This window comes from Rhodopseudomonas parapalustris, assembly GCF_053772255.1.
On the sequence record NZ_JAMKBZ010000011.1, the window covers coordinates 107,903 to 129,048 of the forward strand.

A 21,146-nucleotide genomic window follows, 5' to 3' on the forward strand; every position below is an offset into this window, starting at 1 on the left:
ACTGCCCGCCGCGCCTGCTGCGTGGCCGCCGAGCCGCGGCGGCCTCTCGTCGATATCGAGCGGGCGAGTATGGCTAGCCGATCCCGGGCCAGGGTTTCGAAGCAATCGTGACCGAACCATTAGAGCGACGCTTCCGCATCGGTCTCGCCCGCCAAGGCCGAAAGGAAGCTATCGTAGTCCATCGCGCCGTCGAACAATGGCACCATGCCGTCACGGCAACCGGCCGCGGAATAGACGTTCTCAGGGGCGAACACACCGAGCTCGGCGCGCGATCGAACGTTCTTGAGATGATAGTGCCCGATGAACTCGGCGAGCGTCCGGCGCGCCAGGACCGGATCATCGCCTGCTTCCCAGACGTGCAAAGCATCGAAATTGATACCGAGGCTTGGGTGATCCGCATCGGCCAACAGGCACAGCGTCGCCTCGACGCTGTCGGCCAGCGTGTTCGGGTGTGTTTCGACCAACAGGCGGATGCCGTGATCTTGGGCGATGCCGGCAATCTCGCCGATCCGGCTGGCCAGGGCTCTGCGTTCGTCGCGCGAAAGTGCGGCACTCGGCCTGTTACCGGCGAAGGTGCGGATCTTTCGCGCCGACCAATGCTGTGCGATCCGGCAGAGCTGAATGGTCCGGTGGCGAATGTCAGCAAAGTCGCCGTCTGTCGGCAGGTAATCGCTCAACATGGTCACCCACAGACCGTAACTGCGAATCCAGTCTGCACCGTATTCCGGGTGCGTCCGCATCAAGCCGCGCGCGTGAGCGCCCCACAGTTCGACGCCGTCGAAGCCGTTGCGTTGTGCCCACTCCACGATCTCGCTGAAGCAGAGCAGGTGATGGCGGAACGTGATGGTGCAGACCGAGAGTTTCATCACCGCGCACCGACCCGGCGTTCACGGGGCATCGCCTGGGTCAGACCTTTTAGGGCGCACCAGGCTATGAAGACCTCGTGCAGCTTGGCCTTGATCGCGGTCTCCAGAGCATCCAGGTGGTCTAGCGCCTGATTGATGTCGGCGGCGCAGGCGCGATCCTCGGTCTGGGCCAACCGCAGGATCTTCAGATGCAACGCCGGGAGGCCGAGCGCGAGCTCTTCGATCCGGTCGCACCACGTCAGGAATGCGTCGTTCGGCAACTCCAGTTCGCGCCAGAAGAAGGCGAAGCCGTGCTCGTAAGCCCATTTCCGGATCGACAGCACGGGAAGCTCACGGACCGCATCGCCGAGCGCCTGAAGGCGCAGGCCGTCGCGGCAGCCGAGATGGGCATCGACGACTTCGCGGATGCGGCGGATCAGCGGATTGTCGTCGGATATGAAGCACGCCAAAAAATAGTCGCCGATGTCGGCGGCGGTTGGCAGCCGTATCGAGCGGCGATCGAATACGTAACCGCCGGCGACGCTCGGCTGAGCGACGGCGTTGAGGATACGGTCTTTTGCGATCGGTCCCTCCCAGCGGAAGTCGGGATCGCGAATCTGCCAGATCTCCGGATCCTCCGTTGCTTCGACCATCAGATAGTGCGGAAATGGGTTCTGGTTGAACTTGTTCTCCCGCTCCGGCAGATGGAACATGTCCAACATCACCATCACGCTTTCGGTCGGCTGTCGGGCGGCGACCAAAGCCATCAGCCTGTCGAGATTGGCCTGTTTGGGTGTCGAGTGGTCGTACCATTCGGTGACATGCACGCCGTAGAGTTGCTCGAACCATTGGCATAAGAAGCCGTGGCTGATCTGATCGGTGTGATAGCGCAGTTGAAGCTTGTCCGAGACGGCGAAGTCGGCGTCCCAAAGACCGAAATACATCGGGCGGTGATCGAGGCCGGCGGCCTTCACAGCGTCGCAGAGACACGACACGACGCAATGCACTTTGATGTCCGGATAGACGTCTGCATGGACGTCGGGAGAGTCCGCGACTGCGGTATCACTGGCGCTCGAGGTAGCCGGGGAGGAACCGGCTAACAACTCCACCAGATCGCTCACTGTCTCGATCGCCGTCGCTGCGACGGCCGCTTCGGGGACGGGGATGCCGTGATCGAGCTCCAGATGCAAAAGCAGGTCCAGCATCAATACCGAGTCGAGATAGAGGTCGGCATTCAGCCGCGATTGTGGGCAAAAGCCGTCGAGATTCCGGTTGTTCAACCGCTCGGCAAGCACTTGGCGGATCGCGGCCGTAATCTGCTCGCGAGTCACGCGGCGGTCTCCTCTGCCAAAAACGCGAGGCGTCCTTCGGCATGCAGGGCGGCGATCTCTCGCCGGTTGATCTTGCCGTTCGCCTGCCGTGGCAGCCGGGGCAGGCGCACCGTCTCCATGGGGACCTGATGGGGAGCCAAGTTCTTGATACACCAGTCGCGCAGCTCCGCCGGCGCAATGCTGTGTTCGGCGCTGAATGCCACAGCGACCCGCTCGCCCGCGAGGGAATCCAGGCGTCGGAATACGACCGCGTCGGTCACACCCGGCATCGCCATCACCACGTCCTCGACCTCCTTTGGATAGACGTTGAGGCCAGAGACGTTGATGGTGTCGTCGAGGCGACCGACGAACACCAATGTGCCATCGTCCTTGGTGTAGCCGAGATCGGCCGTCCGGATTGCGCGTTCGCCGACGTGGACCACGATCTCCCGCGGCTGACGAGCATCTCCGGCCTCGACACGGAGATGGGGGAGCGGCACTCCCATGTCGCCTGATGCGGCCAGGTTCGGATTGATCGCGACGCATCCGGCTTCCGAGCAGCCATATTGCTGAAACAGATGCGTCGTCCGGGCCCGGATCGTCATCAGCCATTGGTCGGGCAGCAGGGTGCCGGACGTCATCGCGGCATGGATCGTCTCGCCTGCGGGCAGCAGGCGGGCGATGGTGTGGAGCATGGCGGGCGATGAATACAGCAGCGGCCGGTTGGTCTGGCGCAGGCGAGCGATGAGATATTTTGGATTGGCCGTGCCGAGAATGTGGGGAATCTGGCCGCGGCGGAGCCCGACCAGAACGCCGCAGATCAGTCCGTAGGAATGCGTGACCGGACATGCGATCAGCGGCGTCATGTCCTGTGGGGCGGTGAAAGTCGTCACATAGCTATCGATCTCGCGATCGATCTCAGCCCAACTGCGGGCGACCCGCTTCGGTTCGCCAGTGGTGCCGGATGTGGTCTGCATCAGCCCGCCGGGACCGGGACCTTCGCCGCCGAGATCCTCGATGGCGAGCCCATCGGTCACCAGCCGGTGGCAGCCGAGGTCGATTGCCAGCCGTCGCGCTGCAGCACGCGGCGTCGACGGATGGATCGGCAGCACGCTGGCGCCGGCATCGCGGATGGCGAGCAGCAGCGCAAGGAATTCTGCCGGATCGGACAGGCAGACTGCAAAGCTCAGCTTGGACCGATCATTGAGGCGGACTGCCTCAGCGGCGCGGGCGCCTATCGCCTGCAGCAGGGCCTGATCGTAGAATTTGTCGCCGACCTGAATCATGCGTACTCCCGTGCGATCGGCGCGACGGCCGCAAGTGGATTTGGGACTTTGTGTTGGAGAGCGTCGCCCGGCAGGCCGAGCTTTCGGGCGAGCAGGCTTTCGATCGCGATCTCAGGTGTGCCGAAGCCGAGACGGGCGACGCGTTCACCGAGGCCGTGTTCGGCGATGTCGGCGGCCAGACGCAACGACACCCGATGCCAGAAAGCCCCCTCGCTGAGGCCGTAGAAGCTCTCCACCAGATGCGAGATCTCGGACAGATTGAACACGAACAGGCAGTCGACGAACAAATCGCGCAGGTCCTCCGGCCGTTCCATCCAATAGTACTGGTTCGGCAGCGCGCGACGATAATGAGGATCGAGCGCTGGAAAATCCGGCGCCAGATTGGGATCGGCGAGGAAGTCCGGAACGAACTCCAGGCTGTCGTGGAAGTCGCGCAGGATCAGGCGTTCGGGCCAGCCGTCGCGGTGCACCAGCACCATGTTTTGGCCGTGCGCTTCGGTGGCGATGCCATGGACGACGAGCAGCCGCCACACCGGCAGCACTGCGACGTCGATCAATCGTTCGAGCCATGGCTTGATGCCGTAGCGCTGCAGCCACGGATCGATGAAGGGCAGGCCATCTGCTTCGATCGCCATCAGCGCATTGAACGGTACTGCGCGCTCGCCGTCCGCAAGCTTACTCTCGACGCTCTCCCGCCAGATCGCCGCGACGTCTCCCCCGAGTGGACCATCCCGATCGACGATCGCGCCGGCAAATTCGCGGACGATGTCGAGCCGATAGCGGGTTTTGAATAGCGGGTCGCCGTCGAGAACTGCGTCGAGCCAACGCGACAGAAGTGGGGCGGTCGCGACCGAATGCGCCTCGATGTTGCGGCGAGTCGAAGTGTTGACGATGCCGAGCGACAGCTTGACGCTGCTCCGGCATGGGCTCTGAGCGTTACTGAGCGTCCGAATGGATTGGCTGGCGCGATATGCGTCACCGGCGACTCCGAGATAGTGAATTCGGCCGGACTCGAGCAGGGGACGCAGCCGATCGGCCGATAGATCATGCCATTGCCATGGATGGATCGGCATCAGGCCGAAACGTCCGTGTTCGAGGCCGAGGGCGACAGCGCGCGCTTCGATCTCTGCTAGTCCCGGGGCGCCGAGTTCTTGCTGCCAGAACGTCTCTTCGGCGTCTGGCAATGATAGATGGATGAGATCCCCGGCGACCGCGAGCCAGACCAACTGGAACGAGCCACCGGCTTCGGGGCCGTAACAACGGTGGTCGTGCTTATCGAAACCGGTGCGCGACTTGAAGCAGGGATGGTAGGGGTGCCCTTCGTCGATCGCGGCGTCGAGTGCGGAGAACGACATCAGTCGCCGGTCGTGACGCGGAGCATGTAGCCGATTCCAACGCACCAGTGCTTCGGTCTGACCGAGTTCCTGAGCAAGCCTCGCTCGCTCGCGCGAGCCACCGGGAAGGGCCGCAACCGCATCGCCGATCGAAGCCGGACGCCACGCGCTGCCGGTTCGGCACTCGACCGTTCCCGGCTGGAGCCGAGGTCGGCCGAACGCGCCGAGGCGGCCGCGTGCTCGCCAAGCTTGCCCGCCATTGCGCCACTCGAAGGGCCGCGCCGGGGCGGCCGCCGCCGCCAAAGGACCGAACAGGTTTTCGTACAAGGCCGCTGCAATAAGCTGGCGCACGATCCGCTCCTCCGGTCGGGCAGGGATGTCACCGGGAAGCGACACGAGCTTCTCCCCGTCGCGCAGGACGGCGATTGCCGAACAGCGGATTTGCCAACTGCACATAGATCGCGCGGCCGTCCTCGGCCTCCAGCTCGTCGATGTCGAACATCCGTGTCAGCAGATTGGCCTTCGCGGCAACGGTCGGGCGCTCGACAATGCCGATGGCGAAGTCGCGTCCGACGCCGCCGAGTTCTTGCGCCAAGTCGTTGAGGCGATCGCGCAACATGATTAGCAACGCTTCCTCGTCGATCAGTCGATCCTGCCCCATGCGGGCGATCACCGAGCAGATCTGATTGACGATCAGGTAATAGGCAAAGCGCTCCTGTATCACGCGATCGTCGAAATATAAGCCGCCGATCTCGGCGGTGTCCGGCACCAGCGTGACCAGCCGATCGCGATGGGCATTCGACAGGTAGAAGCCCTGATTGTCCCGATAATAGGACGCGGTCGGCAGCCCGGCCGAGACGTCGAGCAGAACGTTCTGCTGATGCGCTTCCAAGGCCACGCCCAGTTCGTCATAGAGCTTGACGATCGGGTCCAGCGCGCAATCGAGATAGGCCGAGAACCATTGCCGGGCCGCGCTCGCCACTGGCACGCCTTGCTGCGCAGCATGTTCGCGCACCAACAGGTCGAGCCGTGAGCGCGCGCAAGGCGGAGGATCGGCCGTAAGGGCCGCGATCGTGATGCCCTTGCTCTCGTTGCCCGTAGTGAATGGATTCTCGCGGAAGATGACTTCGAATCTGCTCTCGGTACGGCCGGGGAGGGCGAGCGTCAGGTAGGCTGGATCGCGGATCAGGCGGAAGCGAGGATGGCGCGCCAAGAAATCAGTGCGCGCGAACAACCGCGACATTGCGACCCCGGCCTTGAGCTCGGGGATCCGATTGATCCGCAAGGAGTTGGTGATCCGCACCGGCAGGGAGAATTTCAGCATCCACGGAATATCCGGGCTGTACAGCGTGCGGACCGAGGACGTCGATGAGAACTTCGCCCCGAACGAACCGAGGCGGCGAAGCCGGCCTTGCCTTGCGAGGTCCGCGATGTCGGGATCGAGCATCACGGCTTCTGCCTGCAGCGGATGGAGGGGAAGAAGGGTTTCGCCCGGACGCAACGTCGGGCGGTCGGCCACCGGGAGAAGTGTCTCGAGAATGTCAGAGACGGAAATTTCTTCGGTGCCACCGTGACGTAACAACGCTGCGTCGACGGCGAAGTATGTGAGTGGAAATCGGCCGTGATGCTCCGGTGCATAAGCAGGCTTCTGCCAATCGGTCATGCCTTGCCGACTCTTCGGCGTCGGGTGCAGCCAATGCCCGAATATCAGGCTCTGTTCCCCGTCGAGGAAGGTTCGGCCTGCCTCCCCGGATGACCGCTGCAGGCTTTCGGCAATGCACTGATAGCTCGCGAGTACGCGGCCGAGCAGCTCTACCTCCTCATTGCGCAGCGTTTTCGCCCGTGCGGCGCGGACTCCGGAATAGCATTCCTGCACCATCAGATAGAGAGCACGCAGCGGTGCGATCTCGTGCCAGGCGTTCTCCGGTGCTCGGCAAATGAAGACGCGCCCGAAGCGGAGCGGACCGCACAGCGACTCCCGTTCGATTTCGGCGCGTAATGTCGCAGCCGACATCGGACAGGACCATTCGACGTAGCTTCGCCGATCCCCGCACTCCGGCCGTTCCTGAGAAGGCATTCCGGGGTCGATTTCGCGCCGGTAGCAATTGGCAAAGCTCTGGAACGTAGCGCGTTCGGCGATCTCGCGCATGGATTCGGGCATCGATATGTCTTCCGCAAAGCAGCCCGACTTGCTGGGCCGTATGGGTTCAACGGTCGACAGCGCCCAATCCCGTAATCGTGGCCGGGTGCATTGTTTAGAATTCAACCAATCATCGATTGCAAAGACCGGGCGGCGTTGACAGATCCGCGAGGAATGCGGTTAGAAGAATGACCGGCGGTAATGTCCCCGAGCCTCGTTCCGCGTCGAATTTGTGGCGATGGTCTCGGCGGTTACTTCGGACGCTTGGCGTTCGGTCGGGGCTGATGCGCTACGATGGGGATCTCATGTCGTCTGCGACAGAACTGCTCAGTATATTTGGAGCGGAGCAGGGCCAGCTCAAACGGATGGTGCGTCGCATCACCGGCAATGCGCATACGGCGGAAGACGTCGTCCACGAGACGTTCATCAAGCTGATGAATCGCAAGGTAACCGAACGGGACGTCGGTCTCGTCGTCACGACCGCGCGCAATCTCGCTTGCGACACGATCCGGGCAGAACGCGTCCGCGCCTCTTATGCCAGCAATGTGTCGTCGGAGCAGTTGCAGACCGGCGTGGTAGACCCAGAAGACGCGGTGGCAAGCCGTCTGGATCTCGACGCGCTGCTGCGCGCGCTGCAGACGCTGCCGGTGCGCACCCAGCGGATCTTTTTGCTGAGCAAGGTCGACGGCATGACCTATCCGCAGATCGCGCGCAGCCTGAACATCTCGGTCTCGACCGTCGAGAAGGAGATGATCTCCGCGCTCGAATTCTGCCGGACTTGGCGTCAGCGTCGCGAGACCATTTAATTATCGTCTCGAGCGGGTTCGGCTCGCGAGCGATCGCGATCTCGGGATGGCGTCGGTGGCCACTCGTCGTCGATGGCAGGCGGTGTTGAACGGACCAGCGGTGATAATCGGCTCCGCAACTGACCCGATAGCGCTGTGGTGCGCTCGCTTCTCAAGTGACCAAAAATCCAGCATCCGCTCAAGCCAAGCTGTCTTTCCACGAAGCATGATCATTTGTTAAGTATGTCATACTTGTTAGTGGGGGGTATCGGGCGATTCTAGGTGTTCAACCTTCCTAAGCGATGTGCGGATTCAATTTGTTACCAGCGCCCGGAGCGGAGATTCGACCCGTGCAACCAATGACGGAGCTGAATGCGGCGACGCCAAAGCGATGATCAATGCGCGGGAAAAAAATGAGGTGAGGCAGTGACGCTGCCTGACCACTGGCCTCCACGGAGGTATAGGCATGATCAACCGCCGAATACTGCAATCGGACGCAATGTGGTCCGATATGGGTCAGATGCGGACATCAGTATCAATATGAAGAGTCTTAGCTCGTATTCCGAACGTCAAGCGCATCTGTGATAAACATGTTCAGTCCGTCAATGTCTCGGCGCGATGCGATCGCGGGACTGAAGGATAGACTCAAGAACCCGACGTAGGCGGCGCACTGATCCGCCCTTCCACACAGAAACAATTGCAGCGCGCTCCTGGACGTCAAGAGGAGCAATCCAGCGTCTGTCGACGCCGCGATCTTCGGCGATGGCGTCTATCAATCCGGGCACGATGGCATCGAAATCGTTTAGGGTGGGCTTCGGAAATGCGATGATCCGGAAGCGGTCGAGCAGCGCTGAGGGTAATGGATTAAGGGTGTTGGCAGTGGCGACGTAGCTCACGTAACGCAGGTCGAGGGGAGTTTGCAGGGCCGGATCGGGATATCGCGAGCTCGTTTCGGGCTCCAAGATGCCGAGCAGGCAGTCCCAGAGCCGACCATTATCGGTGCGTGTGCCGGCTTTCTCGATCTCGTCGATGATCATGATGGGATTCGCAATCCGTCCGCGGGCAATGGCGAGCAGCGGATGGCAGGGCTCGGCTGAATTCCATCGACGTTCCGTGCCGGCGAAAGTGTTGCCGTCGCATTGAGACGCATCGGTGCGCCAGATTGCGACTCCGAGTTCTTCGCCCAATCTGCGAGCGAAACGTGTCTTCCCGCCTCCGGGCTCTCCGACCAGCAATAAGGGGCGCAGCCGTACGGTCGGACGGCCGATCAAGTCCGTGAGCACGAAGTCCACGACGTCGACCGCATAGGGAAACTCGCTTGCCAAAGTTCTGCGGACGTGGTTGAGCGCCGGCGTCTCGACTAGCGGCAGGGCATTGTTGAGCGCGTGCTTGAACGGCTCGGCGGATTTCAGTCTCTTGAGCTGGTCCTCGTCGAGCCGTGCCACGATGACGTGGTTGGGCGGGATGTGTTCGCTGAAGGGCGGGTCTGAAGCCTGGGCATCAGCCGATAGGGCGTCCTTCAGTCTGGCCGCGTCAGTATGCCGTTCAATTTGGTTCCGGACGCTTTGGGCTGTTCTGGCGACGGCTCGGCGAATCCGGCAACGTGCCGATTGTTCGCCCAGATGCGCAGCGCTGGAAATCGCCGGCCATGCGCGGGCCGTGTCGTTTGCGCCGATTGCCGCCGGCAATGCGGCGAAACCGAAGACAATTCGCTCGAGCTCGCAGCAGCGCTCGTCGTCGAGGCTTGCCTCGATCTGGCGGAAGGCAACGATCATGGCCCGCGCCACGCGCCGGTACGCCCCAAAGCTCTGAGGGTCGAATGGCAGGGGCAGGGTCAAAAGCCGGACACAGTCGCTTAGGCTCCGCAATGCCGGCAAGTCATGGACCACCGCCAGACGATCGAGTTCGGCCGCAAGGGCAAAGCCGGTCTCGGAAGTCCGCGCGGTCGCCCAGGCGGTGGTCTGGGACAGGTTTGGCGAAAGCTCATCGATCTCAGCGATCAGACGGTTCGCGAGGGCATCGTCGACGTCCTCCTTCGCCAGCATTGCATAGCGCAGCAGTCGTGGCAGTCCCTGCATGCCGCTATGGTCGCTATCAGCAGAGTCTGCCGCAGCGCCGTCCACGATCGCGTCGAGCTTGACGGTATCGTAAAGCGATGGAACGTCACTCTCATCGTCGTCGCCGATCAATTGTAGTTTCCTGGCCAGCCATCCAGGTCGCTGTCGTCGAATGTGGAGAGGGGTGAGGTCGTGATTGGGGCGCGACCATCGGGATCGGCGGGCCGACCAAGGCAGTAGAATCTCGACACGGTGCGGACCCAGCGGGCTTCCGGGTCGGCCCACCAAAGCTGCGAGGTGATGATCCTGCGCGATCCCAGCGGCGGGTGGTTGGCCACCTGGCCGACGAGACGGAGGCCTAGTGGCGTCAGCACGGGGACATAGAGATCCAACGTTGGCGCCGTCCGCAGCCTGCCTTCCACGAACGACGTGTCGTGCTCGAACAATGCGGAATCCTGGGCCAGTAAAGTCAGCCGCTCAGCGAGCTCGGCGGTAATCGTGCTGGGGTCAAGAAATGGGAAGCTGCGGGTGAGCATTTTGGGGGCTCGTTCAACTTGAGGAAAAGTGGGGCAGGGCGCTGTTGCGCGCAGGCAGAGGGGCACCGTAAATCGGCCTGTCTACCGCCGGTGATCCGCTCGAGACCTTATTGATGAGGCAGCACTTGGCGACTCGATGGGAGACCGGCCGGGGCTCGCCGTGGTCGAGCTGAATGATGATGGTCGCTGGGCGAACGTATCCCTGAGCCGGTCATGCGCCGTTCGCCGCGCGGCAGAGTCGGCTCTCCCTCTATGGCCGACCTGTGTCGCGACGGGCGACACGTTTCCAGTCTATTGGAAGGTGAAGCAGGTTCAGCCGTGGCGTGGGCGATTTCAGCTCGGCGTCCCGGGTTGCGGAGCTGGAATGGACCAATGCAACCTTGTCCTCGCTGCACACGAGGGCATCGGCTCAGGCCCACGCAGCAATGCCCCACCGCTGTTCCCGTGGCAGGCCGACGGTGACCGAGGGAGGCGGCGCGACGGTCAGAGGTCATCCGCATCTCCCTTCATCCTTGTCACGTACGCATCGGCGTGAACCGCCACTGCCGCTGCAAAAGCGCGGCAGCGTTCCATGAGTTGCGGATCCCGCCAGATGGCATGTTCAAATAGCAGCGCAGTCAGACAAGAGCTGTCAAGAAACGGCACCTCCACAATGAGGTCCACCGGCTCGCTTGGCGCCGCCTCGCGGTTGGGATCGCTCTCGCGCAGCATGGCCTCCAGCAACGCCCTTTGGTGATCTCGCTCCCTGTCCGGCGCAATGGCCGCCAGCAACGTCGGGACTGGAGTCCTTCTTTTACGCTGCTTGTCCCGAAAATGACTGAAACTGCGAAACGCCCAGTCGATCTCGAGCACCGACGTTCGAACTGGAACGATGATCACTGCCGCGCCGCGCATGGTCGCCCGATTGCAGGCACGGTCGTGACAGCACAGATCGACGACGACGTCTCCATCTGCGCCCACCTCCGCAATCGCAAGATGTTTGAGAGCAATTAAGAACCGCGCGTCGGCTTGATTGATCGCTGTCGCGAGCTTGATAGAAACGCCGGCGGTGAGTTCAAACGGGGGCTGTAGCATCAACGACGTGCAGTGCGCCGGCAGCGTTGCCCCGACCGGATCGATCGCCGCGACGGAGCCTGCATATGTCTGCCGCACGAGCATCGTTCGGCGACCCTGAAGATAGAGCCCGTTAGCCAGCAGCGCCGCCGTCAAGCCGCGGCCAGAGCCGCCATTGAAACCGGCAAGAAGGTAAATTCGCAGCCCCATCACGCATGCTCACGCGGCATGACGACGAAGAACGTTTTGGCGCATCGTCGCTGCCGGCGTGGCTTCGCCATACGCCGCGCGAAGATTCGTTGTCGCACGCCAAAGCCGCGAGTGCACCGTGCCAGTCTGCACGCCGAGCCGGGCTGCGACTTCCGCCTGCGGGAGCCCCTCGACCCGCACCAGCCAAATGACTTCCTGATCCGTCGCAGACAGAGCTCGCAGCGCAGCCATCACGTCATCAAGCTCGAGTGTCGCCTCCTGGGAGGCATCGACGGGAAAGTCGATCATCTCGGCGTCGTCGCTGCTGGTTGCGTCGAGAGGCGAGAGCACCAGATCGCGACGGTTGGCTCGCCGCCGGGCATTGCGAATGCAATTGTGCAGGATCGCAGTCAGCCAACCCGAGAGTCTTCCCTCTTCGAAGCGGTGAGCGTGCTGAAAGGCAATGAGCAGCGTATCCTGCACAAGGTCCTCCGGCGATCCGATGTCAGTCCGCGCTCCGATCAGAAACGTAGCGTGCCGCAGCAGGGCCGGTCTCAGCGCGATGATGCGGTTCGTCAGGGCGTCGGCAGGCTTGTCGGACATCGATTGCTCCTCTCGTGACGAGGGCAACCTGGCAGGATCCTCATGGATGTCAAGGATCTTTTTCCTATTTGTGGACTGAAGTTCTATCCGCCAGTTCTGGTCAACAGTCTTTGTGGCCGGCGGGAGAGCTCGACCGACTGCTATGAGTTATCAACGGCGCACCGACTGGAGCCACGTGAAAAGCGTGACGAAGAACGGTGCTGCATTGCCTATACAGCACACGAAGGGAGCGATTCAGACGTCAACGGCGTTAGTCGAAGTAATGGGGAGAATACGAGCTGATTGAAGTTGGCCGACGGTGTACGGCGTCAAGTGTGGTTTGAGCTGGAAGTCCCAGCCATCGGCGTAGCGATCGATGAGCTGATGGAGCCGATGCATCGTCGCATCCCGATCGAAACCCTGCTCCACCAAGCCGTTCGTCATAGTTTCGCACCAATCGGCGAGGTTGCGCTCCTGGCCATCTTCGAGCCCTTCCCGGATCATGAAGTAAAGCGCTAGACGCGCGACATCGTCCCGGGACGGTTTCCGAAGCGTCTTCTGCTGCTCGCGGTATGCACGCTGGTAGTCTGCCTGATTGATGCGGCGCGATTTTGGTCGATTTCATCATCTCAACTCCTCACGATTGACGGTGCCGGTGATCATGCCCCCTTCGCGAGACGCACTTCCAGCCTTTCCAGTCTGACGCAGGGCGTTGCAAGCGACAAATCTCGCCGGTGACGTGATCCGTTTCCACCGAAGATGATCACTGTTTGAAAGCGATAGCGCCATATGGAGCGGCGACGTTCGCTGCTCACAGGATGGCGAGCATGGGAGAAGCGGAGGCAACCTTCCGTAAGGCACCTCGCGCGCGGATCTTCCAAGTGTTGTTGCCGTCTAACTACGCCGGTCTTTGAATCGAAAATATCGAGAGCCGAATCAGAAATGCAGGGCTTGGAATCAAAAATGCGCAACTGCATCCGCGTTGCCCGCAACCGTAAGCTACGCACTCGAAACGTCTTCCAGATTGTCGACGACGCAAGTTGATGGGAGTGAGGCGATCGGCGCGACCGCTATGCCGGTCTTCCATCCGTATGGTCCTTCGAAGCCCTTTAAATATAACGATCGGTCAACGGCGTTGAGTGTTGCAACGCTAACTGAGACGTGTGAATCGGAATTGTCGAAGTTCGAATCGCCTTTCGTGAAGAGTGAAACGTAAATTTGGAGATCTGAATCGGATTATCGCAAGTGTTGTTGCGTTGCGGACAACAGAAAACGCTTTGTGAGTAACTCTTGTCGACGTCCTTCGCATACTATTGGATTGAGAGGTAGGGCCGGTGCAGTTCCGTCCGCGATTGTCCCGGTGGGACGAAGCGCGAGGTATGTCGGCGTTGTCCAGGCAAGGTCGACTTTCAAGCCATCGGAATAAGTGGTGGAAATGACGGTGTCTTGGACGTCGTGAGCGAGCGCTCGACGGGCTCTTATACTCCACGACGTCGGTGAAGGTCGCAATTTGTCTGTCGGCTCCAAGAGGTGGCATCAAGCAGCGCGAATAGCTCACGGTTAGCGTCATGGCGGCTCCGACCGCAGAGGCCGGTTGAACTTTAATGAACACGGCGCCGCTTCCTGAGCGCTATCAATGTTCTGAGGGGGGAAGGCGGAAACCTGTCGAGCGTGGCACCGGTCAACGAAACGACGTTGAGGTTTGCAACGCTAGTTAAGATTCTTGAATCACAATTATAGAAGTGTGAATCGCCTTTCATCAAGATGGAAACGGAAATCTCGAGTACTGAATCGGCTTTCCGCAACTGTTATTCGGTTGCGGGCGAGCGCTAAGACGTTCAAGGCAATTGATATGACGTCGCTCGGTCCAAGCCAGTCAAAGACTGCCCCTCGTGAGAACGACGATCGTTGCGGATTGGCGATGCGGAGGGGCGCGTAATTAGTTATTTGGATCTCGCATCGTTTGATGACGCAACGCCGTTTTCGAAGTTTGAAACAGAAAACTCGAGATCCGAATCGCTTTCATGGAGTTCTGCAACGAAAAGTTCGAGAGTTGAATCGTCTGTCGCGGACTTTGAATCAGAAATGCGCAACTATTTTGGAGTTGTCTGCTACGTGCGGTCAGCGGGAAGTGATTTATTCGTTGATATCGACGTTAGGCTGTGCGTCCCGCAGAGGACTGTCGGCGCGGATGCGAGTTGCCTTGCACGGATTGCCGGTTTGCCGGTGATGGGGACGCTTTGGGTGCCCCGAGGTTAAGGAGCCGTGCTCTCGGAGCGACTTCGCCAGAGAACGTGCTAGCGGTGTCGTCTGTCCGTCCCGTCCGATCAGTACCGGGGACAAGGAAAACATCCAGCGAAGCCGTTTCCGTTTTGTCGCTGGATAGATGTGCTCGAACATCCGGTGAGAGGGCCGTCGGTGGGGGCAGGCGTCGCGGGTGCAGCCCTACGTCTGAAGCTTCTTATTCCAAGAGCGTTGTCTCGACGGAGGTTGGCTGGTGTAGCCGAATATCCCGCAAGGAATGTCGGGATTACCGGTGTCGTTCGAGGCCGTCTCCAATCCCGCGCCGTGTATCAGCATTTTGTTCGGGGATCTGCGAAGAGGTGCCGGTCGAGCAAAGCATGAACTCCTCCGGCGCTGACCAGGGTGAGGGCGCTCTAGCATTGCCTGAGGGGAGGGGGTGGTCGCGCCGCGGATGGTGGACGGCGTCGAGCCCCGTTAACTGCCCGCCTTAAGTTCGATGGCGGTCGCGACGAGGCCGGTCGAAACCCTGACCGAGGCGGCCGCCGCTTCCCGAAGTCCTCAAGGAGTGGAAGGCGACAAGGTCGGGATAACCAGCGCTCCGTTGCTCATCCCGATTCACAACTCGGCGAGTCCGTGACGGTGGCATGGTGCGATCGCTGGATGTTCACTAAGTCGCTACCGGGCCGGTAGGCTCCGATTCCGAAGCGGCTACTCGGCTCCGGCAAAGTCCGAGCCGGGGGGGCCCTCAGCAACAGAAAAATTGTTGCAGCATTGTTGCAGGTCGAAACCCACTTTCGCCGTACGGTTGTAAAACGTGCGTTCGCCCGTCAACAGATTTTGCAAAATACAATCAACGGTTTATGGCGGAAGGGGTGGGATTCGAACCCACGGTACCCTTGCGGGCACGCCGGTTTTCAAGCGCGGTACAAAAGGACCGCGCCGGCGCGCCTGCCGGACACCTTTCAGGCACCGGTGGCTTCGAAATCCATCAGCCAGACTTTCGCGAAGAAGGACGACGCCAGGCTCCGGCTGCAGGCGACCCAGGCTGCGATGAAGCTCGGCAATTGCTGCGGTCCCCGGCTTGAACCGAAAGCCCGCGGGCGCTCGGATGGCCGCAAAAGCGCTTAGTGGAGGCGCTCGACGACTACCGCATCAAGGTGACGCCTGAGAAGAAGGGGGCGTCTCAGGAAGCTGCAATGCTGCAGATGTTGGCGCGCGAGGCGTTCGCGCAGAAGCGCATCCGGGATTTGTCCGTTTCCGATTTGCGGACTTCCGCGACGCGCGCGAGACGATCGGGAAGTCGGCGTCCACGATCCGGAACAACCTGAACACGGTCTCGGCCGTCTACGAGTGGTTGATCCACGAGAAGTCCGTCGATGTCTCCAATTCGATCGCCTCGCTCCGGAAGCGCCGGCGCGGCGTGCCGCAGCTCTCTGGCCATCGTGAACGACAGCTGCGCCAGGGTGAGGAGAGGGCCATCAGTGAGGCAATCGAGGGGCTGGTCGGCCCAGCGGGTCGGCAATGGAGAGCTCTGTTTTCGCTGCTGCTCGATACCGGGATGCGCCTCGGTGAGGCGATGTCGATCGAGTGCGCGTGGATCCGGCAGGAGCCCGGGCTCTTCGTCATTCCGGACTCGAAACAGCAGCGCGCGCCATGTCGCGATCTCCGACCGCGCCTACGCCGGCCTGCTGGAACTAATCGACCGGGAGCCGGCGGACAGCAAGGTGTTCAGATTTTCGTCGTGGGTCGCGGAAAACGCATGGCGGAACGAGATCCGTATCACGGCGCAATGCCCGGATCTTCGCATCCACGATCTCCGGCATGAAGCCCTGTCCCGAATGTCGGCGCGCGGCGCCGACCTCAAGACGCTGATGCGGCAGAGCGGCCACAAGACCGTTGCAGTGCTGATGAGATACCTGAACCCTACCCCTGCGGAACAGAGGTCGAGGTTGTTCCGGAGGACGCCATCGTTGAAGCGAAGGCTTGACGGCTGGATTGTACCTGAAGCCTGGCGGCCCGCCGTCAACGCTGCGGCCGAAGCGTGAAATGCGGTTTGGTCCTGGAATCTGCCATCTGACTCCGTCCAGGCCCGCGCGTCTGTTTCACACGGCAAGCGGGTGATACGCAAAGCGGGGGACAATGTCTGGCTTGGGCCAGGAGCGGACCTGCCCATTGCGAGCGCATTGTGAGGATTCAATCAATTTGTTTCTGACGTTCTGAGGACTGTGACGCTATCATAGTATGAACGGAGTGCATCTTGATGACTGACGGCGACGATAGTCGCCGTTGACAGGCGCATCTTCAATATTTGGTGCAGTAATATCTCGGACGGTTTGCTCAAAGCTGAGGTGGCTTCGTCGAGAATTAGTAGATCTGGTTGGTAGAGGAGGGCGCGCGCTATCGCCAAACGCTGCTTCTCCCCCTCGGATAGACGTAAGTCCCAACGATCGACGTGGTCTAGAAGTGCAACAAAATGATCGAGCCCGACGTCCTGCAACGCCTCGACCATCCGAGCGGCGTCCGAACGATCAGGGGCTTCCGGATAGGACAGGGCGGCGCGCAGGGTGCCGAGCGGGAGATAGGGGCGCTGAGGCAGCACGAGCGGTCGGCGCGCAGCAGTCGAGACTCTTCCATCGACAAATGGCCAAATGCCGGCGATCGCTCGAACAAGGCTGGTTTTTCCGGTGCCGGACGGACCGGTGATCAGCAGCGAGGTGCCGGATTCGACCCGAACGCCGTCGACTGCGATGATGGGAGAGCCGGCTGCCGTCTTCACGACGATTTCTGAAGCATCCAGCGCGGCGCCGGCAGAGGGAGATGTCACATCTGCATTTGCGGGCTTGGACTGCTTCACGACTTGCGCGAATTGCGATAGCCGGTGTGTCACGGCAGCGAGCTCGGCGAGCTTCAGATAGGCGTTGATGAAGTAAGAGAACGAATTCCGAACCTCATTGAACGCAGATCCGGATTGCATGAACGATCCGAGCTGCATCGTTCCGCCGAAGAACAGCGGCGCCATGACGAAGTAAGGAAAATACAGCGAGTAGCGCTTGTAGGATTCGGAGAACAATCCGATCAACTGCTGGAGCTTCATCAGCCGAAACCAGTTGTCGACGATGGCCTGAAATCGCATCGCAAGGCCGCGCTTCTCGAAATCTTCGCCGTGCAGCAGCGCGACTGCCTCACTGTTCTCGCGAAGGCGCACGAGCGCGAAGCGGAAATCGGCCTCGCGCCGCTCCTGCTCAAAATCGATTCCGATCAGGCGGCGGCCGATCCAATGGGTGACGGCGCTGCCAGCCACCGTATAGATCAACGCCGCCCAGACCAGATAGCCGGGAATGGTCACGCCGAAGATGGAGAAGGGAATGCTGCTGGACAGCGCCCACAAGATTGCGACGAACGAGGTCAGACGCGCGATGGCGCCGATCAGCCCCACCAGGAGTTCCAGAGTCAGGCTGATATAGGAGCGGACGTCTTCGGCGATCCGTTGATCCGGATTATCGACGGCGCCGGCCGCCATCGTGGCGCGGTAGTGGGTTGATCCATGCAGCCATCTGTCGAGATAATGCGCGGTCATCCAGCCGCGCCAGCGAATGGTGAGCCATTGGCCGAGATAGCGCTGATACACCGCCCCGCAGATGTGGAACACGGCGATCACCGCGTACACCCAGAACTGTTCGATGAAGCCGGGCCAGTTCTTGTCCTGGAGCGTCTGGAAGAACGCGTTGCGCCAGTAGTTCTCGGCGACGGCGGCACCGACGGCGACGAGTTGCGCACCGATCAGGCTCGCAAGGAGACCCAAACCAATCCAACGCTGATCCGAGCGGAAATACGGCACCGCAAGATGCAAAGCACTGCGCAGGCCTGCGTGGAGGGAAAGCGGGGAGGTCAATCGGGACGCCCTGTCAGATGGGAAAATTGTGGCCGCGCTTCAGGAACGGGGCAGGCGCTACAGAAACGGCGGTCGGGAAGCCGATATTGTAAGCAGCAGACTCGGCGGGTCGGGACCCCGTCTCGGTCATGGACGGCGCCGGCGAGTGGATTCGGGAGCCCCCCGGCCCAACGAGCACTCGCCAGGATCTCCTGCGCCTCCGCGAGCCGCCGTGACGGGCCGGCAACCTGTTCGATCCGACGAAGCATCGCCTCAAAGGTGTTGCCGGCGTTGCTCCAACAGACGCGGCGCGTGAGTTTTGTGCGAGCTGTCAGCAGATCGATCAAAGGCGCCAAATGATCGAAGACCAGCGACCGAAGCCGTTCGAACGGATCCTGCTCGCCGGTCTGGAAGCTCTCGTGTCCGATCTGAACTGCGGCAACTCGTCCGTCCTCGGCCATGACGAAATGGACTTCGTCCAGGCCGATCGCCACTGAACGACCGAGGCAGACGTCGGCCAGAAGAACCGGTGGCAGGACGACGTTGAGATACCATTTCATCCAGATCGAATGCGTCGCGCGTTCGTCGAACTGGTCGAACCGCTTCGCAAAGCGGTTGTGAATGAGGGATCGGTGAGGGCTGACGAGCAAAGCGTCAGCCGGCAAGGCCGGGCGGGGATCCTCCGGTCCGACCAGGCTGCCTGCGAACGACGCGGTGCCTTCATGGCTGGCCGCGAGATCGTCGATCTCGCGGCAGAGGGCGGCGGGAGGGATCACGATCACCGGGGATGCCCTCCCGCGCCGGCTCAGAACCGGACCCGGATCGTACCGTCGACAGTGCGGCCAAGCCCATAATAGCATTGGCTCAGCGCATCGCAGGATCCGACGTAGCGCTTGTCGGTCAGGTTCTTGACGTTGAGCGCGACGTCCCAGTTCTGCAGGCTGGCGGAGATCGCCCCCAGCCGATAGCGCAGCGACAGGTCGACCAGCGTAAACGACGGGATCTCCGTGGTGTTGAGCGTATCGGCGAACGACGATCCGACGTAACGCACCCCGCCGCCCAGGGTCAGGCCGGCGAGGACGCTGGTGTCTTCGAAGCTGTAGGTGGTCCACAGCGACGCGGCATGGCGGGGCATGCTGACCGGATCCTTGCCGATGCCGCCGGCTGTGTTGGTGGCCGTCACCTTGGGGGCCAGATAGGTGTAGGCGGCGGATGAATTGAAGCCGTAGAGACGGGTGGTCTTCACCTCGATCTCGGCGCCGCTGGCTTCGACCGAACTGGTCTGGACGGCGTAGCCGGGATTGACGAGATCAGCCGTCAGTACGTTGTTCTGAGTGATGTTGAAGCCCGCCGTTGAGATCGCCAGGTTCATGCCGGGCGGCAGATATTTGACGCCACCCTCGATCTGGTCGCCCGTGACCGGAATGAACGGGCGTCCGGAGAAGTCGGTGCCGATCGTTGGCGCAAACGACTGGGAATAGTTGACGTACGGCGCAACGCCACTGTCGAATGCGTAGATGGCGCCAGCCTGATAAGTCGTGGCGTTGTCGTTCTGACGCGTCCACGGCGGCTGCGTGAAATTGCCGGTCGCCGGCACGAGAGTCTGGCTCTGTTGAGCGAAATGCGCGGTGTCGTTGCGAGCGCCGAACAGGACTGAGAGGCGTCCGAGCTCGATGCGGTCCTGCAGATAGACCCCGATCTGCTCGACATCCTGATAGCGTTTGGTCGTCAGCGGATTGTTCGGCAGCGCCGCGCCGTAGAGCGGCGCGTAATAATTAAGCAGGAAATTGCTGGTTCCGCGATTGGTGCCTGTGCCCTGGTAATTCGGGATCGACGCATAGTCGACGCCGAACATCACGTGATGACGAAGCGGACCGGTCTCGAAGTCGGCCTTCAGGCGATTGTCGATCTGGAAGATGTCGATACTGTATTGCTGATAGGCCATCTGCCGCTGCGTCGTCACGTTGCCGGTCGAGCGGCTCTGGACCTCACGCAGGGAAATGTCGATGTTCTGGTAAGCAAAGTTCTGCTGGAACGAGAAGACGTCATTGAACTGATGCTTGAACTCGTAGCCTATCCGATAGCTCTCCTTCGAGGTGTCGTGATAGTTTGGTTCGCCCAGGAACGTCTTGCGCGAAATGAATTGGCCATTGGCGCCGGGCACCACCGAGCCGATGTAGGGCAGGGGCTGCAGCACCGTGAGGTGCGGGTCGTATTGGTAGCTGGCGAGCAGGGTCAGACTGGTGTCTTCGTTCGGCCGGATCGTCACCGAAGGAGCGAAGAACATTCGTTCGTTCTTGGTGAAATCGATCTCGCCGTCGCCCATCTTGCCGACGCCGACGAAGCGATACAGCACGCTCTTGTTTTCGTTGGCTGGACCGCTGACGTCGAACGCTCCCTCGAGATAGCCCCGCAGGCCCATGCGGAGCAGGGCTTCGCCGAACGGGGTTTCGGTCGGCCGCTTGCTGGTGAGATCGATGATGCCGCCGGGGCTGCCCTGTCCGTAGAGGGTCGAGGCTGGGCCCTTGAGCACGTCGACGCGCTCGAGACCGTAGCGTTCGAATCCCCAGTTGCTGTCGTGCAGTTTGAGGCCGTCGAGGTACTGAAACGCTTCGAAGCCGCGCACGCGATTGTATTCCCGCGTCAGGTTGCCCTGTCGGAAGAAGCCGCCGACGCCGGCGGTGTACTGGAGAGCTTCCTGCACGGACGCGGCGTCGCGGTCGAAGATTTCCTGAGCGGTGACGGTCGATGTGCTTCGCGGCAGGGCCAGCACCGGCGTGTCGGTCTTCGAGCCGACACTGGTCGCGGTCGCGATGTAGCCATTCAGGCCGGGCACGCTGATGCCAGGATCGGTCTGCCGAGCTGGAGCGGGGGGAGGCGATGCGGCAGTCGTGCGTTCCACCCTTGGGCTGCG

At 61.4% G+C, this 21,146-nt stretch carries 15 protein-coding genes; 3 read left to right on the forward strand and 12 right to left on the reverse strand.

Going from position 1 to position 21,146, the window contains the following annotated elements:
* Positions 1–119: 119 nt before the first annotated feature.
* The 5 genes from M9H71_RS12105 to M9H71_RS12125 all read right to left on the reverse strand — a co-directional run bounded on the left by M9H71_RS12105 (position 120) and on the right by M9H71_RS12125 (position 6,936).
* The gene (locus tag M9H71_RS12105; protein WP_455405251.1) at positions 120–866 is read right to left on the reverse strand and encodes a sugar phosphate isomerase/epimerase family protein; all 747 of its coding nucleotides are present in this window, start codon (positions 864–866) and stop codon (positions 120–122) included.
* On the reverse strand, positions 866–2,176 hold the full coding sequence (locus tag M9H71_RS12110; RefSeq protein WP_455405286.1) for a DUF6005 family protein: 1,311 nt from the start codon (positions 2,174–2,176) through the stop codon (positions 866–868). Before M9H71_RS12110 ends, M9H71_RS12105 begins: the two co-directional genes overlap by 1 nt.
* The gene (locus M9H71_RS12115) at positions 2,173–3,441 is read right to left on the reverse strand and encodes an AMP-binding protein (RefSeq protein ID WP_455405252.1); all 1,269 of its coding nucleotides are present in this window, start codon (positions 3,439–3,441) and stop codon (positions 2,173–2,175) included. Before M9H71_RS12115 ends, M9H71_RS12110 begins: the two co-directional genes overlap by 4 nt.
* The gene (locus M9H71_RS12120) at positions 3,438–4,796 is read right to left on the reverse strand and encodes an IucA/IucC family protein (protein WP_455405253.1); all 1,359 of its coding nucleotides are present in this window, start codon (positions 4,794–4,796) and stop codon (positions 3,438–3,440) included. Before M9H71_RS12120 ends, M9H71_RS12115 begins: the two co-directional genes overlap by 4 nt.
* A gap of 358 nt (positions 4,797–5,154) precedes the next feature.
* Positions 5,155–6,936: an IucA/IucC family protein gene (locus tag M9H71_RS12125; protein WP_455405254.1), complete on the reverse strand. Its 1,782-nt coding sequence runs from the start codon at positions 6,934–6,936 to the stop codon at positions 5,155–5,157.
* Positions 6,937–7,220: 284 nt separating this feature from the next.
* Between M9H71_RS12125 and M9H71_RS12130 the strand changes: the two genes are divergently transcribed.
* Positions 7,221–7,721, forward strand: a complete 501-nt coding sequence (locus tag M9H71_RS12130; protein ID WP_246700966.1) for an RNA polymerase sigma factor — start codon at positions 7,221–7,223, stop codon at positions 7,719–7,721.
* A 581-nt stretch (positions 7,722–8,302) separates the two neighbouring features.
* On the opposite strand, the gene M9H71_RS12135 is transcribed toward M9H71_RS12130, so the two are convergent.
* The 4 genes from M9H71_RS12135 to M9H71_RS12150 all read right to left on the reverse strand — a co-directional run bounded on the left by M9H71_RS12135 (position 8,303) and on the right by M9H71_RS12150 (position 12,138).
* On the reverse strand, positions 8,303–9,889 hold the full coding sequence (locus M9H71_RS12135; RefSeq protein WP_455405255.1) for an AAA family ATPase: 1,587 nt from the start codon (positions 9,887–9,889) through the stop codon (positions 8,303–8,305).
* The gene (locus M9H71_RS12140) at positions 9,886–10,293 is read right to left on the reverse strand and encodes a DUF6634 family protein (protein WP_455405256.1); all 408 of its coding nucleotides are present in this window, start codon (positions 10,291–10,293) and stop codon (positions 9,886–9,888) included. The genes M9H71_RS12135 and M9H71_RS12140 overlap by 4 nt, the downstream gene beginning before the upstream one ends.
* Positions 10,294–10,776: 483 nt before the next feature.
* Positions 10,777–11,556 (reverse strand): hypothetical protein, encoded by a 780-nt coding sequence (locus M9H71_RS12145; protein WP_455405257.1) that lies wholly within the window; start codon positions 11,554–11,556, stop codon positions 10,777–10,779.
* Positions 11,557–11,565: 9 nt separating this feature from the next.
* The gene (locus M9H71_RS12150; protein ID WP_455405258.1) at positions 11,566–12,138 is read right to left on the reverse strand and encodes an RNA polymerase sigma factor; all 573 of its coding nucleotides are present in this window, start codon (positions 12,136–12,138) and stop codon (positions 11,566–11,568) included.
* 282 nt (positions 12,139–12,420) lie between these two features.
* Between M9H71_RS12150 and M9H71_RS12155 the strand changes: the two genes are divergently transcribed.
* Together M9H71_RS12155 and M9H71_RS12160 are read left to right on the forward strand one after the other, a co-directional pair.
* Positions 12,421–12,636: a hypothetical protein gene (locus M9H71_RS12155; protein WP_455405259.1), complete on the forward strand. Its 216-nt coding sequence runs from the start codon at positions 12,421–12,423 to the stop codon at positions 12,634–12,636.
* 3,101 nt (positions 12,637–15,737) lie between these two features.
* The gene (locus M9H71_RS12160; protein WP_455405260.1) at positions 15,738–16,406 is read left to right on the forward strand and encodes a tyrosine-type recombinase/integrase; all 669 of its coding nucleotides are present in this window, start codon (positions 15,738–15,740) and stop codon (positions 16,404–16,406) included.
* 152 nt (positions 16,407–16,558) lie between these two features.
* On the opposite strand, the gene M9H71_RS12165 is transcribed toward M9H71_RS12160, so the two are convergent.
* Genes M9H71_RS12165 through M9H71_RS12175 form a run of 3 tightly spaced genes read right to left on the reverse strand, consistent with a single transcriptional unit; the run spans position 16,559 to position 21,068 of the window.
* The gene (locus tag M9H71_RS12165) at positions 16,559–18,253 is read right to left on the reverse strand and encodes an ABC transporter ATP-binding protein/permease (RefSeq protein ID WP_455405261.1); all 1,695 of its coding nucleotides are present in this window, start codon (positions 18,251–18,253) and stop codon (positions 16,559–16,561) included.
* Positions 18,250–19,014 carry a siderophore-iron reductase FhuF gene (gene fhuF / locus M9H71_RS12170; RefSeq protein ID WP_455405262.1) on the reverse strand — a complete coding sequence of 255 codons (765 nt, stop codon included), beginning with the start codon at positions 19,012–19,014 and terminating at the stop codon, positions 18,250–18,252. The genes M9H71_RS12165 and fhuF overlap by 4 nt, the downstream gene beginning before the upstream one ends.
* Before the next feature lie 23 nt (positions 19,015–19,037).
* Positions 19,038–21,068: a TonB-dependent siderophore receptor gene (locus tag M9H71_RS12175; RefSeq protein ID WP_455405263.1), complete on the reverse strand. Its 2,031-nt coding sequence runs from the start codon at positions 21,066–21,068 to the stop codon at positions 19,038–19,040.
* Positions 21,069–21,146 lie beyond the last annotated feature (78 nt).

Coding starts and splice junctions, on each gene's coding strand:
- M9H71_RS12105 (WP_455405251.1), bottom strand. CDS start 866: ATGAAACTCTCGGTCTGCACCATCACGTTCCGCCATCACCTGCTCTGC.
- M9H71_RS12115 (WP_455405252.1), bottom strand. CDS start 3,441: ATGATTCAGGTCGGCGACAAATTCTACGATCAGGCCCTGCTGCAGGCG.
- M9H71_RS12120 (WP_455405253.1), bottom strand. CDS start 4,796: ATGTCGTTCTCCGCACTCGACGCCGCGATCGACGAAGGGCACCCCTAC.
- M9H71_RS12125 (WP_455405254.1), bottom strand. CDS start 6,936: ATGCCCGAATCCATGCGCGAGATCGCCGAACGCGCTACGTTCCAGAGC.
- M9H71_RS12130 (WP_246700966.1), top strand. CDS start 7,221: ATGTCGTCTGCGACAGAACTGCTCAGTATATTTGGAGCGGAGCAGGGC.
- M9H71_RS12140 (WP_455405256.1), bottom strand. CDS start 10,293: ATGCTCACCCGCAGCTTCCCATTTCTTGACCCCAGCACGATTACCGCC.
- M9H71_RS12145 (WP_455405257.1), bottom strand. CDS start 11,556: ATGGGGCTGCGAATTTACCTTCTTGCCGGTTTCAATGGCGGCTCTGGC.
- M9H71_RS12150 (WP_455405258.1), bottom strand. CDS start 12,138: ATGTCCGACAAGCCTGCCGACGCCCTGACGAACCGCATCATCGCGCTG.
- M9H71_RS12160 (WP_455405260.1), top strand. CDS start 15,738: ATGTCTCCAATTCGATCGCCTCGCTCCGGAAGCGCCGGCGCGGCGTGC.